A 15,770-nucleotide genomic window follows, 5' to 3' on the forward strand; every position below is an offset into this window, starting at 1 on the left:
CTGTTCTCCTCATCCCTGAATTGAACTGTCAGGTTATATCGAGATCTATCCCCCTATCGTAGCTCTTTTATCCGCGTAGCAAGCAACTCATCATCAGATAATATCGGCTTGAGTTTGTTCTCATCCAGCCATATTACTGCCACAGGAGTGACAGCACGCACTGTGTAACGGCAGAAACCGGACCGCAACAGTCTCACGCCAATGAGTTCCCCGGGGCCCAATATGCTTATCACTCGTTCTTCTTCATCGGCATATTCTGTTACTTCAACAGCCCCGCGAAAAATCATGCCCAGGGCCCCCCCTAAAGTGCCTTGTTGGATGATGATGTCTCCAGAGCCATAGAACCGCTGAACGGCTATCGCCTCCAACCTTTCCAGAGTGGGTTTGCTGAGGCCCTGAGTCCATTTTGCACTTCTGATCATTTGTGCGGGATTCGGCTGTCTGATCTTCTGATGTGCCTTTTGCAGAGATGCCATACGTAACTCAACACTCTTGATCATTCGGTCTGCTTCCGGTTTATCCAGAACGGCAGAAGCGAGCAAATCCTGGATCACCGCTCTTTCCCGATTTAATAAGACCCGGCTTGCAGCACATGTCTCCAGCACCTTAATTATCTCAGGGAAGGCCTGGCGAAATTTTTCGATATGTAAAAGCGTTTCCCGCTTGTTATTCATGATTTCCCGGCGCACTGTTTCACCCTCTTCTTCGTTAGGCGCGAGTTCATCAATGTGGAGTGCGACTTCATCCTGAGCTTTGACAAAGCCTCGTGCCATGTCGTAGCCTAACGCCATACGGTCAATTGTCATCGCAATCACCGGTTTGTTTAAAATCGGATACCTCAGATATTCAAACAGTCTTGGCATACCCCAAAGAGCCTGCAGGTCCTTTCGGGGGTGGATCAGGGGAGCGCCATCCAGCGCATGTTCAACAGCTTCAACCAGTAGGAGGGTGGCAGTTCGTCCGAGTGCCCCTTCCTCAAATTGCGCCCAGTAGACACGTCGTTCAGCTTCGAGAATCCTTCTACGAAAGGCAATCGCCTGGTCCTGTTCACTTGCCTCTGTGGGAGCACCGGTAGAGGAGGAGGGCTCAGTGTCGCCCATCTTGATATGCGAGTTCACCTCATCCCAATCGGCCCCCATGAAAAAATCGTTGTCCTGCATTTGTTTGTTCAGGAGTTGCAACTCCTGATGTATGGAGTGAGAAGCTCGGTTTACAGTTGCCTGCTTCCCCGGCGGCAAACGGTCCAATTTCAACCATCTCAGGACTGCACCCATCGATGTGCCATTGATGAGTATGGTTAAAACGACAATCCCGGCACATAAAAACAGCACCTGGTCTCCAACCAGTTGCGGAAATACCGCATCCTGTGCAACTATCAGGGCAAGGGCCAACGAAACAGCACCTCGTAATCCACCCCAAATCAGGACTATTGACTTTTCTCTGTTGATCCCAATGCCCATGGGTTTTAGCACCGGGGTTAATAGAGCGACTACTGTCGCCCGTATCAGTTGCAACCCCAGATAGAGATAGATCAGTGTCCACCAGAGTGAAATATCGTTTATAGGCACCCGGCTGGCGATTACGATACCTACAAGGAGAAAAATAACTGTATTTGCCATGTGCGCCATCATTTCCCAGAAGTGGTGCAGGAATCCGGATACTTCTGGGGAAATGCGCGTGCGTCCAACGCTGGCAAACAGTAACGCTAGAGCTACGAGCCCCACCACTCCTGAGACATGGAACACATTCTCGGCAAGAACGAAGACCAGGTATGCGGCGGCAACGGACACGACAATCTCGATCATTGGATCATTAAAGACCCGGCCTATCCAGAAAATAGCAAGACCACCGACAATCAGCCCAATAGATAGCCCGAGTAAAACAACCCAGGAAAAGTCCCCCACCACCCCGATGATACTCAAATCAGAAGTTCCATCCGTATTGATGATCATGCCATAGAAGAGGCCGAACAGAACGATGGCTGTACCGTCATTAAGAAGAGACTCTCCTTCCAGTAAAGTCTCCAGCCGCTTGCGTGAACTGACCTCTTTTAAAAGAGCCACCACTGCTACCGGGTCCGTGGCACTTACCAGGGCACCAAAGAGAAAACATAATGCCCAGCTCCATTCCCAGGGAAAGAGAAACTTTGCCAGCACAGCGGTAGCCATAGTAGCCAGAAGTAATCCTGGTATTGCAAGTATTACGATTTGGCTGAACATTCGGCGAAAGAGATGAACCTCTATACCGAAGGCGGATTCGAAGATCAGGGTCGGCAGAAAGACATACAGAATGAGATGTGGTTCAATATCTGCGACCAGTTTTAAGGTGGCAGAGACGGTCGGGATGTGCTCGCCGAAATATTCGCTACGCTGCACCATGCCAAGAAGTAGACCAATGACCAGCAGGCTTACGGTATAGGGAATGCTGGTTCCCTTGAGCAGATTTCGAACCGCTGAACCGATAATAAGCGATGCTACGACAAAGATGAGAATCAATATGCCGGTGGTCTCGTGCATTGCGCCCCAACTTCTCTATAGTTGTTCATGTATTCAGCGAGTGTTTGTATAATAATTGTATGGGGGGAGAGAAATTTAGTCAAAAGGTAGATTCTGAAACAAGGCATGGGGAGCAGTCTGCGCAATCGTACAGTCTTATTTTAACTCTGTATAACAACGGTGCCAGCAGATGGTAATGGTTCAAATCGGGATCAGTCGAAATTCTCTATGCCATCATGGCTGAAATTACAAATACCTATTATAATTGGTACCATATCGGTTTAACGCCTAATATATCATGGAAGAGGAGTTTTCAGGATAAGCTGGTATATTTTCCTCTGGCTTGTGGCAATAAAGGTTGTATATTTCCCATTGATTCATTTTTTATTAAATTCTTCTTTGTAAGGGTTCGTGGTGCCAAGTACTTTAAGTATTGAGCAGATAATTTTCTTCTGTCTATTAACGTTTACCGTTCTTCTGGTGGTCTTCGGACTGGGTGTTCTCAGAGGAAGACGGGGGGAGAGGTCTGTCGGTTCAACTGCGGGTGTACAATTAACCCAACAAATAATTGAGGCGGCTCCGATTGGTATCTGTATCATCAGAGAAAGAAGATTCGCATTCGTAAACGATGTCTATTACCGCATGTTCGGATATGAGTCTGCTGATGAGATACTTGGCAGGTTTGTTGAGGAATTATATGCCGAGGAAGAAAGAGAGCGTCAGCGGACATACTCCAGAGACAGAGTCGCCGGCAAGCCTGTTCCGACCATGTATGAAACCGTAGGTCTTAGGAAAAACGGTGAAAAATTTGAAGTGTCTGCCTGGGTTTCTCTGATTCGCTATCTAGGCCAGCCATGCTCTTTAGGATTTATCATAGATAGAAGTGTTGAAACCGAGATGCGACGCAAACTGGACCAGGCTAACAGGCTGGAAGCTGTAGGTACGCTGGCTGGTGGGATTGCACATGATTTCAACAATATCCTAACGGCAATAATTGGTTATAGCGAGCTTGCATTACTGCGCAGCAAGGATGATCAACGAACACGCACAGATTTGCAGCAGGTACTTAAGGCTGGGAAACGCGCCAAAGACCTTATTCGGCAAATCCTTTCTTTTTCCCGACAGCAGGATCAGTCAACGAGGGTTGTGCAGATGTCGGTTGTGGTCGATGAGGTTGTGCGTTTGGTAGGAGCCATATTGCCCGCCAGCATTGCAATGAAGGTTGAATGTGGTAGCGATGTCAAGATCCTTGCTGACCCAACCAGTATTCACCAGCTTATAATGAATCTGTGTACAAATGCAGAACATGCGATGAGAAAAACCGGTGGTACCCTGACGATTGAAGTGGCACATTATATTGCGGGGCAGGGGACAGCAGAAGAGTATCCCGGATTAACTCCAGGAAAGTATGGAATGCTTAAAGTTTGTGATACTGGAAAAGGAATTTCCCCGGAAATAGTTGAGAAAATCTATGAACCGTTTTTTACGACCAAAAACGTAGGGGAGGGTACAGGTATGGGACTTTCCCAGGTGCATGCTATCGTGAGGAGTCACAAGGGTTATATTTCTTTTTCAGATAATGTCCCTCATGGAACGGTATTTACGGTTTTCTTTCCGGAAGCAGAAAGTGAAGAAATAGCATCGGCGGAAACCATTCAACCTCGGCTGACTCACGGCAGCGGCAAAATCTTGCTGGTGGATGATGAGCCGATGGTTTTGGAGGTGATTCAGAGAACCTTACTGGAGTTAGGGTACGAAGTGACTGCCTGTAGCGAAGCTCAGGAAGCGCTTTCACTTTTTGAACAAAACCCGAATGGATATGATTTGGTGGTCAGCGATATGACCATGCCAAACATGAACGGTGATGAGCTTGCAGTGAAACTCAAGGCATTGAGGCCTAGCCTACCCGTTGTTCTCTGTTCGGGATACAGCGCTGCCATAGAAGAGAATCCTCATCTCAAGGCAATTGTCACTATTTTGGAAAAACCTGTCGATAGAGCCGTGTTGGCCGACACTTTAAACCGCAAGCTTGAGCAAAATCGATCAAGCTGACACAAAGACCTTCAAATTTATAGTAACCCAACGGCTTTGCCGATGGGTACTTACTTCTCTTGACTTCTCGCCTGGAAACATACAAACGAACATGTCAGATCAATCCCTACCCAAGAACAATTATTGCCAGCAGATACTCAGAGACTGAGACGGTACGCGAAGCGGGAGCCGGGAGGTATCTCAAAAAGCGTTATATGCTGGAACGTCTCGGTATGGCAGTTAAAGAAGCAGTGGATAACCCGGATTTAACAGCAGAGTAGTTCCCGCTACAGAGGAAGATCAGGTCACTTCAACCTTTTTTCCACCGGTAATCTGCTGGAGGTAATCGGGGCTCAAAGGAACACCTGTGGCATCTGTACCGGCAGCAGGGTATATGGTGTCATACTCATTGAGTGATACGTCGAGTAAAATAACTACAGGACTATCTTCCAGTCCGAATGGGCATACACCACCCGGAATAAATCCTGTAACTTCCCTGGTTTCCTCTGCACTGGCCATCCTGTGTTTAGCACCCGTTGTGCGTTTGAGGGCGCCACTGTTGATTTTCTTGTCGCCGGCAGCTACAACCATTCGGTATTTCTCATCTTTTCCTTTAAATAAAATGGATTTTGCTATCTGGCCAACAGGTACGCCTATTCGCTGGGCTGCTGCTTCAGCAGTTGGTGTTGATCCCGGCTCGAACTCAAGGGCTGAAAGGTCATGACGATGCAGGAATGCTTTTACTTTTGGGGGAATAGTGCTCATTTTCAAGACAAGGCTACTAAGTTAATAAAAATTTACAGTTAATTAGCTATATATAGCTTTTGGTAAGTAACTCACACCTGAAAATAACAATTATCTTCGTCTACTTCACTTCATTTCTGGCAGCAGAATCCTTTATTAGGTGTTCGCGTTTAGCTCGATTACCGAAAACGAAAAATATATTTGATTGGGGACAGGTGTGCCTTTCATGGTGCAGATACAGATCAAGCCGCTTGTTAATTGCGTTGTATATTCCCGGCAGATGAATCAGCGAGATCGGATTACATTTCAAATTGATTAGGTGTATACTTTTATAAGGGTCTTTATTTATACCAACTCCAGACTGTTACATCTCTCAGGATAGGGACAACGTACTATCAAAAAGGGGATAATTTATAAATGGATGCCAGATTGTACCACTTCGTACAGGTAGTTGTATTTTCATTTTTCCTCATTTTCTTAGTACCTTTGACCAATAAAGCTAATTCTGCCGACTGGGATTTCTTGAAAATACATAAATTTGAAGGTACTGCTAAACCTGTGTTGACAGTTGGCGGGAAGGTGCAAGGAAATAAGCCGATTAAGTTTGATTTGAACGATCTCATCCAGCTACCTTCTGAAACCATCAGCATACATCACTCGGTCACCGGGCAGAGAAACCAGTATACAGGAATTCTGCTCGATGATTTTCTTAACCATCTGGGAATCGCCCCGGACTCAAGCTATCTCATTATCAGGGCATCTAACAATTACAAATCTGTAGTGAAAATAAATGATATTAACCGCTTTGAATATTTGTTGTCTTATAAGAAGAACGGTAAGTTTTACAATCAGTTACCATCAGAGGAGGATAGGGGGCCACTGGCAATTATCATCAATTTTGATAAACATCCCGGGCTCGATTTCGATATATATAAGCACCAATTGGTCTGGTTCGTAGAAAACATAACAATAGAGTGAATCTCAACTGACTTCGATTGACTCGGGATAATGGTACAAGGATACGCATGTCACAAGAAAGATTTCGTTTTGCTTTTCCGCTGATACTCAGCAGCTCGCTCTGTCTGGTTGTTGTCGTTATTTTGATGTGGAATATTGTGTCGTCAATGAAGAGTCAGACAGCGGATTACTACTCGTTTATTCAAAAAGACCTGTTAGAAAATACCTGGTATGTCAACAAGTCCCTTACAGCGTTTTACAAGATTTCGGAATTTGAGATCAGCAATGATTATAACGATGATCTCAAGATGTTGGGGAGTCTTGCAAGGTCAATAGCCGGATATTACAAAATAGGTCGGAACATCAATGACGATCTGTTAGACATGCTAGCGCCTGACGACCCTTTACTGTTGCACCTGCAGCTTAGCGAAATCCACCCAAAGCTGCTGATGATCAAGAAGTTTAACGATTCCTTCATTAGGTCACTTGGAGATGTCGGTACCAGGCAGAAGCTTCAGGTTCTTATGGACGAAAGTAGACCCGGTGTTCATGAAAGTATTGGTATATTGGAAGAATACCAGAACCTTTATCCGCAGCTGGAGAGCTACTTTTTTTCCATAGTAAAAGCCAGTATTCTTGCAGTAATTGAACGGCTAAATATTTTACTTTATATACTCGCCGTTTTGTTCCTTCTCACAGGACTGATTTTTTTCTTGTACATCTTCGAGAAATCAAAACTGCAAAACGCATTAATCTCTTCTAACCAGCTACTTGAGAAAAAAGTCAAAGAACGGACATCCGATCTCCAAAATAGCAACGACCAGCTCGAAAAAGAAATGCAGGAACGTGAGCAACTCGAACTTGAATTGCGCTTAAAAAGCGAAGCGCTCGAGAACTCCCTGAATGGCTTTGATATTGTCGATGAGAGTGCACGATTTGTTTATGTCAACAAAGCCTACGTTGATATGTGGGGGTATGACGACACGCAAGAGATCCTAGGTACATCTCTTGCTGCTCATTGTCAGGACCCTGAAACTCCATCGCAAATAATCGCAGAATTGAAAAAGAATGGGAGCTGCATAAAGCAATTCCTCGCCAAACGAAAGGACGGGAGTGTCTTCGATGTTCTTATGTATGCCCGTCTGGCCCACGATGAAAATGGAAGGGAGATTTACCCAACGACCTCGATTGATGTAACCGAGCGTAAGAAGAACGAGAATGCAATAAAGGAAAGTGAAGAGAGGTTTAGAGCTCTATTTGAACAGGCTGGCGGATATTGCATGATTCTCGATCCCAATACAGCTGATGGCATTCCAATTATTATTGATGCGAATAAGTCTGCTTGCGCAGCCCATGGTTTCACTCGTGATGAGTTTTTGGGACGACCTGTTGCTGATATAGACGATGAGGATGGAAAGCGATTAGTAAAAAAACACACAGCAGAAATTATGACTGGTGAACCATTTTATGTTGAGAATACCCATATCCGAAAAGATGGGACAACCTTTCCGGTCGCGGTAAATGCACAGCGTATAGATATGAGTGACGGAAGGTCATTAATACTCACTACGGAGTATGATATTACCGAACAGAGAAAACTCGAGGAGCAACTTCGTCAAGCCCATAAAATGGAGGCAATAGGCACCCTTGCGGGTGGTATTGCACATGATTTCAACAATATTCTTGCTTCTGTTATCGGGTTTGCCGAACTGTCCCTTGATTTTGCAGAGAAGGATAGCGAACTCAGGGATAATTTGGATGAGATATATTCAGCTGGGAATCGAGCCAAAGAACTTATTAAGCAGATCCTTCTCTTTTCGCGTCAAAGTAATGATGCGCTCGAAACCATAAAACCCAAGTCAATCATCATTGAAGCATTGCGGCTTCTCAGACCAACCATACCGACCACAATCGAGATTCAACAATCATTGGAGAGCAATGCCAATATTCATGGTAATGCTATTCAGATACATCAGATAATGATGAATCTGTGTACCAATGCTGTACATGCGATGGAACAGGAAGGTGGCATACTAAAAGTAGAATTGTATCAACAAAAAACATCTGATCTTGCAAATAAATTTAGGCATCCGGAAGCTGAAGAATACCTGGTTTTGAAAGTATCGGATACGGGTATCGGTATTGCTGCCGATAAACTCGGATCTATTTTTGAACCATACTATACGACAAAAGAACAAGGAAAAGGAACGGGTTTAGGGCTTTCTATGGTCTATGGAATTGTCCAACGCCATGAAGGATTTGTTGATGTAGAAAGTAGAGTGGGACAAGGAACCGCGTTTACAATCTATCTGCCTGTTTCACAGGCAGGTGATCTACATGAGAATAACATGACAGGCGAACTGAAGTCCGGAAAGGAGAGGATTTTGTTTGTTGATGATGAACCCCAGATTGCGAAACTTATAACACGATTGTTGAATGGTTTAGGGTACAACGTGACATCGGTAACGAATCCTGTTGAAGCCTATGAGTTATTTCGCAATGATCCTTCTCAATTTGATCTTGTCATCAGCGATGTTACAATGCCGAAAATGCCTGGTCACAAGCTCGCGCAAAATATTGTGAAAACAAGAAACGACATACCTGTGATATTATGCACTGGGTATAGTGATAATATTGACCAGGAGAACATCGCAGAATATAGGGTGAGTGCTCTGATGACAAAACCACTTCATAAGACAGAACTTGCAAGAATAGTGAGAAAAGTATTGGACGAAAGTCCTGCTATCAATACTCCCCGTTGATATTGCGGCGGACCTGCAGAAGTCTTCCAGATGTGAATGATAAACCTGTGGTGGCTGAAATCATGGTTTGATTCCTTTTGAAATCATCTCCCTGAGTTATTAAATGACAGGGGCGCCAGGCTATGCCTCGTCCAGGGCTTTACGAACCATTGTGGCCAAATCGGCTTTAGCAAAAGGCTTCTGGATAAAGAGCACACCTTCATCAAGGACACCATGATGTGCTATCGTATTTGCAGTATATCCCGACATGAATAAACGTTTAAGTTCAGGATAATCGGATTGCAGATTAACTGCCAGCTCAAGTCCGTTCATGTCCGGCATAATAACATCTGTCACCAGAAGATCGATATCGCCCTGGTAATTCTTAGCTAAGTTTATTGCCTTTTTAGGGTTTCCCTCTGTTATCACCTTATACCCCAGTCCCACGAGTATCTGTTGAGCAAGTTTCAGGATTGACAGGTCATCCTCAACAACCAGGACAGTTTCACTTCTGGCTAATGGTAAATTTTCGGCGAACTCTTCTTGAGTCTCTTCAATCTCGCCATAATAGCGGGAGAGATAAACCCGGATGGTGGTTCCTGAGCCAACCTCACTATAGATATTAACAAATCCCTCATTCTGTTTAACTATTCCATAGACTGTGGACAATCCCAGCCCTGTACCCTTATCCACATCCTTGGTGGTGAAGAATGGCTCAAAAATCTTGTCCAGATGCTCCTTTTCAATTCCGCATCCGTTGTCACTTATAGCTAACATGACATATTCACCAGGTGAAAACCCGTTGTGGTTTGCACAGTAAGCCTCGTCAAATATTGCATTATTGGTTTCAATCGTAACCTTGCCAACTCCGTCAATGGCATCCCTGGCATTGACGCAAAGGTTTGCAAGAATCTGATCGAGCTGTGATGGATCCATTTTAACGGCCCACAGATCTGAATCCGGTAACCAGTTTAAATCAATATCTTCCCCGATGAGATGACGAAGCATCTTGAGTGTTTTTTCAATGTTATCGTTTAAGTCAATAGCCTTGGGAGCAATGGTCTGTTTTCGAGCAAAAGCCAACAGCTGCTTTGTTATCTTAGTCGCTCGTCTTGCAGCTGAGAGCACCTCATGAAGATCATTACGTACAGGTCCTGTAGGGTCGACCTGATCGAGTGCCAGTTCAGTAAAGCCAATAATAGAACTTAAAGCATTGTTGTAGTCATGGGCCACGCCTCCGGCAAGTCTGCCAATTGACTCCATTTTCTGGGCCTGACGATACTGTGCCTCTAAGGCCTCTTTTTCTTTTTCTGATTGCTTCTGTCCGGTAATATTTCTTCCTACTGATTGAATCTCAACCAAATCACCAGTTGGTTCAAAAAAGCCGGAATGAATAAATTGTACCCAGTGTACCTTTCCTGTACCGGAACGTACTCTGTTTTCTATTATGACTGTGGGATTTTCAATAGACAGTGATGCCAGCTTTTCTTCTACTATGTTTAGATCATCATCGACAGGAACCGGTTTCCATGCTGTGCCGATCAAACTCTCTTTTGGTTTATCAAAAAAATCACAAAACACTTTATTGACATACGTTAATTTGCCATCAGGCTTGACACGGCAGATAAGATCGATCTGACTCTCAACCAGTGAACGATACACTTCTTCACTTTCTATAAGTGCGTTTTCGGTTCGAACAATCCTCTTCAAGGTAAAAAGCGCAATGGCCAGTGATAGTGCAATCCCCAGGAACAAAAAGAAACTCGACTTAATAATGAGACCATGGTAGGTGTCTTGCGACTCCGTCATAAATAATGTCGCCTTATTCCTTGCATATCTGGTAAGCTCCAGCATTTTCTGTTCAAGCAATAAGACGTGGTTTGCTCCCTCATTAAGTGTTATTGCGGCAGCCACTTCAGTCTGGTTATCACCTACAAGTTGAATAACTCTGCTACGGATTGGCCGCCAATTATCAAATAGAATCCTGGACTCACCCTCAAGATGTTTTCCCTCTGAACCTAAAATTTCACTTTTGATGATATCAAGGTTTTTATAAACATTGCGTTCTTCCTTCTCTACTGCTGCGACTGACTGCTTGATTCGATCTGGAGTTTTGAACAGGACAACATCTTTCATGTTGCGGTGCATTTTTGCTATGGAGACGTTGGCCTGAAGCGCTGCATTCGAGACAACGAGTGGATGATTGAACAAGTTCTGGGTTAAACCGAAAAGTGTACGATGATCATAAAAAGAGAGGAGGCCATACAACACAAATATGACGATTAACAAACAATAACTCAAAAACATCTTGCCAACGATGCTTGATTCTTTAATAAATTTCATACCTTATCAAATCCTATGAGTGATGATTGAGCAAGGCTTCAATTTCACTTGTATATTAATCCGGATTCTTTACCAAACAAAAAAGAATCTCTCTCTGGTAAACCGATTTTTCAAAACCAGTTTTGCACTCCAAACTGGAATCTAACAGATTTATGGATATACGCTATCTCTTATCAGTTAATCCTGGTGCAATGCTTTTTTGGGGGAGGAGAGTCGAGACCCGTCGTTATTTATGTTTTGTTCAATGAGTGTAGTATCGTCATGTCCTATTTCATGGGTTACATTAATCGAAACAAAATATTGTACTTTATTAATGATTACAGATAATTTGGTGATATTCGACTGGTTCCCACTGTGATGAATATATAAAAACACCCAACAATAGGAGTATACAACATGAAAAAAGCATTTCTACTGATAGGAACCTTACTGTGCCTCTTATGGCCGCTTGCAGGTATGGCAGCTAAACAGGCATCTGGAACAATATCCATGGAGTTCGATCTGTCTGAACAGCCTGCCGGTCAAGAGGCAAAGCTCTGGATACCCTACCCTTTATCGGATGATGACCAGCTTGTCACAAAGGTCTCGATCAGCGGGGATTTTGCGGAGTCAGCAGTCTATTCTGATCAGAAATACTCAACACCAATGCTTTATGCCCGTTGGGACAAGGAGGCAACGAGTCGTAAACTCGTTTTCAGTTTTCATGCAGTACGTAACGAAGTTGTAAAAAAGGATTTTCCTGACAAAGAGGGTACATGGAATCCTGCGGACTATACAATCTACCTGAGCCCAACCAGCCTTGGTCCAATTGATGGTATTGTGAAAGACCTGGCAGACAAAATTGTGGCTGATAAAACCTTCGTTTACGACAAGGCTAAGGCTATATATGACTGGATCTGTGAGAACATGTACAGAGATCCTGAAACCAAAGGCTGCGGCCCCGGTGATGTATGCTCTCTGCTCGCGACTCCGGGAGGAAAGTGCACCGACATTCACTCTGTTTTTGTGGCACTTGCGCGTGCTGTCGGCGTACCGGCAAGGGAGGTCTTTGGGATCCGCCAAGGGAAAGAAAGTGTGGTCGATATCACCAAATGGCAGCATTGCTGGGCTGAATTTTTCCTGCCAGGATATGGCTGGGTACCTGTTGACCCTGCGGATGTCCGTAAAATGATGCTGAAACATGACCTGAAACTTGAGGACAAAAAAACCAAGGAGTATCGTGAATATTTCTGGGGAGCGTGGGATCAGTATCGCGTAAAACTGGCTGTGGGCCGTGACTTACTGTTAAATCCCCCCCAGGCGGGAAAACCTCTCAATACCTTCGGCTATCCTTATGCTGAGGTTGGTGGTGAGATAATCGACTGGCTTGATCCCGCCTCATTCAAATACACCATTACCTATACCAAGTAGGCTGAAGCAACTACTTACCTCTCTTTATGGGACCGTCATTCGATGGTCCCATTTTTTTTGGTGCAGCAATCCACCATCGTTATGGAGAATGAAGTTATGGAAGAGCGTAGAACTTTTCTGAAACGAACAGAGGTGTTCCTGCTTGGCCTTGCCGGATCAACCGCACTTGGGGCCAGCCCAAGATGGAGTACAACCGCTGCCTCATGGAGGCCGCAAAGAAGAACGGTTTTTCCTGTTACAGCAACGCTACCTATGGGGTTTTCTGTGTCGCCCTTTTAAATGTACTCAGCAGTACCAGAGTGAAAATTGAGAAAGTTGGTTAACATTTGGCAATACTTACGTGTGTAAGGGATTGATATGCGGGCCTAAGCGATACCTTGACCCGCATCTATTGGCTCAGAAGCGAGGGCAGGCATGCATTATGTAAGGACCTTCTCTATCATCTCCTCCGCATTTTTCACCATCATCACCTCAAGCCCGCTATACATATCCTGCGGGAGTGACATTACTTCGTCCCGGTTAGCTTCCGGCACCAGTACCAAGGTTATTCCAGCACGCTGAGCGGCGAGAAGCTTTTCACGAATACCGCTGATGGGAAGGATTTTACCACTCAAGGTCATCTCCCCTGTTGAGGCAACACTTCTTTTTGCAGGTCGTTCTGTCAGAAGGGATAACAAGGCAGCAAATATGGTAATTCCAGCGGATGGGCCGTCTTTTGAGACACTGCCCGCCGGAATATGAATGTGAATATCCCATTTAGGGAAGAAGTCTGCGGGGACACCAAATTCATCTGCTTTGCTACGAATGAGACTCAATGCCGTTTGGGCCGACTCCTGGAGTATCTCACCGAGTGAACCGGTCATGATCAGAGCACCGTTACCTTGCATTTTTGCAGTCTCTATGCTGATAATTTCCCCTCCGGTTTCCGACCAGACAAGACCTGTTGTTATCCCTACCCGGTCTTCCTCTTCAGCTACCTCCCGAAAGAATGTTTTGGGGCCGAGAAAGGAGGTAATGGTATCCTGGTCAATGGAGCTTATCTCCTGGCTCTTTTCTGCATTGAGTTTCAACAACGCGATTTTCCTGCAAACGTTGGCAATCTCACGTTCCAGGTTCCGAAGCCCTGATTCCCTGGTGTAATTATTAATGATGTTGGATATGGCATTATCAGAAAATGTGACATTCTCCCTGTTGAGTCCGGCAGCTTTCAACTGTCTGGGGATGATGAAGTGTTTTGAGATGCGCAGTTTTTCATGCTCTGTGTATCCGGTAAACTGGATAAGTTCCATACGGTCAAGAAGGGGACCGGGCAACTTGGACAGATCATTGGCTGTTGCCATAAACATGATGTTTGACAGGTCGAACGGAATATCCAGGTAATGATCGACGAATTTACTGTTTTGTTCCGGGTCGAGAATTTCGAGGAGAACCGAAGCGGGGTCACCTCTGAAATCCTGACCTATCTTGTCAATTTCATCGAGCATGAACACTGGATTACTGACCCCGGTTCTTCGCAACTCTGTCAGGATTCTGCCAGGCATCGCCCCTACATATGTCCTTCTGTGACCACGCAGTTCTGCTTCATCCCGCAAACCGGCTACTGAGACCCGAACAAAATGCCGATGTAATGATTCTGCTATTGCCTGGCCAACTGAAGTTTTTCCGGTACCAGGTGGCCCGGAAAAACACAGGATTGGGCCTCTGCCCATCTCCACGGTTAATTTTTTGGTAAGGACTTCATCAACAGTACGTTTGAGCTCCTCAAGATTGACCGGTTTACCAAGATAGTGTGCTGCTCCCTTTTTTAAAGCCTCAACTGCAGAGTTGACAGTGGCAAAACCGGTGACCATGATCACCTGCGTTTCATGACATTGCCTGTTGATGTGTTCCAGCAATTCAATACCATCCATGCCATCCATTTTGAGGTCAGTGATGACCAGGTCGATGTCACAATTGTTCAGGATGTTTACGGCCTCAATGCCATTCGCGGCTGTTTCGCAATGATACTTTGCCTTATTGAGGGCGTGAGCCATGTTTTCTCTGGCGATTTCCTCGTCATCCACAATCAGGATATGGGGTTGTACGCTGCCACGAAGTGTTTTTGCTGCGAGAAATTCGAGAATACGCTGTTTTACCTGCTTGAGGCCGCAGTGACGTGAATCAAGGATCTTCTGCGCTCGTATAAGATCGAAATTACATTGGGAATGTTCCTGCCAGGGCAGGTCAAGAAGCAACTCGATATAATTGAGGCCAACCGTGTATTCTGCAACAGCAGGGTCAGTTTTCTGAAGCTTTTCGAATTCCCTGATTGCGGCATCTGAGGCGTGAGCAGGAAGAGCGGTTTTATCGATTTTGTCACGAAGAGAAGATAACGGAAATTTGTTTTCAGGTGGCTCTTCTTCTGGTTTCACGTCTGGTGCCGGTTTTCTAAAGAACATAGAGTTCCCCTGTTCGTTTCGCCATCTCAAAATAACTAGCTTACCTGGTTGCAACCATCAACACTTGGTGTATGGAAAATCAGTTTCGAATACCTGGGTTCTTCGCTTTGGCGATTACCTCCGGGGGGAGAAGTCCATGAAAATGGAATGTCCCAAGCCAACAGTAAAATGATGGTATTCGTCGAAAACCGTGTCTGATGGTAACTATCTGGGTACAGAGATCAGCACGCCATGCGATGTGCTCGTTTGTGTCGATCATCTTTTGTTGTTACGGTTTTTGTTTTGGTTGTCAACTGTTCACTGCTCGGTACTGTTTGTTTCTTTTCTTTTGGGTTCCCGGTAAGCTTGGAGCAATGAAAAAATAAGTACCAGTCATCTCGAACAGTTGCTTTTTTTTCGGTGCCGAGAACCTTGTTATTAGTTGAAAAGAAATAACGTTGGATGAAGGATGACACCTGAGCAGCCAGGTGGAATGCACCGATGAGAAGAATGAGAGAGGAAAAGATCATGTTAAGTTCCATGGTTGCACCTCTTTAGCAAGTGGGTCTTTACCTATGTTTTTCTTGGCAAGATCCCATGGGGTTCAATCCCGGCCTTCGCCCTAACGAAGG

10 protein-coding genes are annotated in these 15,770 nt (G+C 45.0%); 5 read left to right on the forward strand and 5 right to left on the reverse strand.

What is annotated here, in order from left to right; genetic code table 11:
• Positions 1-53: 53 nt before the first annotated feature.
• Positions 54-2,516 carry a cation:proton antiporter gene (locus GA520_RS06920; RefSeq protein WP_163339409.1) on the reverse strand — a complete coding sequence of 821 codons (2,463 nt, stop codon included), beginning with the start codon at positions 2,514-2,516 and terminating at the stop codon, positions 54-56.
• Between the two features lie 393 nt (positions 2,517-2,909).
• Here GA520_RS06920 and GA520_RS06925 point away from each other — a divergent pair, with 393 nt between their 5' ends.
• Complete coding sequence (locus tag GA520_RS06925; protein ID WP_163339410.1) at positions 2,910-4,547, forward strand: ATP-binding protein; 1,638 nt, start codon at positions 2,910-2,912, stop codon at positions 4,545-4,547.
• A gap of 279 nt (positions 4,548-4,826) precedes the next feature.
• Here GA520_RS06925 and GA520_RS06930 read toward each other — a convergent pair whose 3' ends face one another.
• Positions 4,827-5,291: a YbaK/EbsC family protein gene (locus tag GA520_RS06930; RefSeq protein WP_163339560.1), complete on the reverse strand. Its 465-nt coding sequence runs from the start codon at positions 5,289-5,291 to the stop codon at positions 4,827-4,829.
• A gap of 501 nt (positions 5,292-5,792) precedes the next feature.
• On the opposite strand from GA520_RS06930, the gene GA520_RS06935 reads away from it, so the two are divergent.
• Both GA520_RS06935 and GA520_RS06940 read left to right on the forward strand, forming a co-directional pair.
• Entirely contained in the window at positions 5,793-6,248 is a 456-nt protein-coding gene (locus GA520_RS06935; protein ID WP_163339411.1) for a molybdopterin-dependent oxidoreductase, read from the forward strand.
• Positions 6,249-6,793: 545 nt separating this feature from the next.
• The gene (locus GA520_RS06940; RefSeq protein ID WP_304511305.1) at positions 6,794-8,989 is read left to right on the forward strand and encodes a PAS domain-containing sensor histidine kinase; all 2,196 of its coding nucleotides are present in this window, start codon (positions 6,794-6,796) and stop codon (positions 8,987-8,989) included.
• Between the two features lie 120 nt (positions 8,990-9,109).
• Here the strand turns inward: GA520_RS06940 and GA520_RS06945 are convergent, their stop codons facing one another.
• The gene (locus tag GA520_RS06945) at positions 9,110-11,311 is read right to left on the reverse strand and encodes an ATP-binding protein (protein ID WP_163339413.1); all 2,202 of its coding nucleotides are present in this window, start codon (positions 11,309-11,311) and stop codon (positions 9,110-9,112) included.
• A 396-nt stretch (positions 11,312-11,707) separates the two neighbouring features.
• On the opposite strand from GA520_RS06945, the gene GA520_RS06950 reads away from it, so the two are divergent.
• Both GA520_RS06950 and GA520_RS06955 read left to right on the forward strand, forming a co-directional pair.
• Positions 11,708-12,721 carry a transglutaminase-like domain-containing protein gene (locus GA520_RS06950; protein ID WP_163339414.1) on the forward strand — a complete coding sequence of 338 codons (1,014 nt, stop codon included), beginning with the start codon at positions 11,708-11,710 and terminating at the stop codon, positions 12,719-12,721.
• A 96-nt stretch (positions 12,722-12,817) separates the two neighbouring features.
• Positions 12,818-13,000, forward strand: a complete 183-nt coding sequence (locus GA520_RS06955; protein ID WP_163339415.1) for a hypothetical protein — start codon at positions 12,818-12,820, stop codon at positions 12,998-13,000.
• A 140-nt stretch (positions 13,001-13,140) separates the two neighbouring features.
• Here the strand turns inward: GA520_RS06955 and lon are convergent, their stop codons facing one another.
• Together lon and GA520_RS06965 are read right to left on the reverse strand one after the other, a co-directional pair.
• Positions 13,141-15,159: an endopeptidase La gene (lon, locus tag GA520_RS06960; RefSeq protein WP_163339416.1), complete on the reverse strand. Its 2,019-nt coding sequence runs from the start codon at positions 15,157-15,159 to the stop codon at positions 13,141-13,143.
• Positions 15,160-15,380: 221 nt separating this feature from the next.
• On the reverse strand, positions 15,381-15,680 hold the full coding sequence (locus tag GA520_RS06965; RefSeq protein ID WP_163339417.1) for a hypothetical protein: 300 nt from the start codon (positions 15,678-15,680) through the stop codon (positions 15,381-15,383).
• Between the last annotated feature and the right edge of the window lie 90 nt (positions 15,681-15,770).

This window comes from Desulfopila sp. IMCC35008, assembly GCF_010646885.2.
GTDB lineage: Bacteria > Desulfobacterota > Desulfobulbia > Desulfobulbales > Desulfocapsaceae > Desulfopila.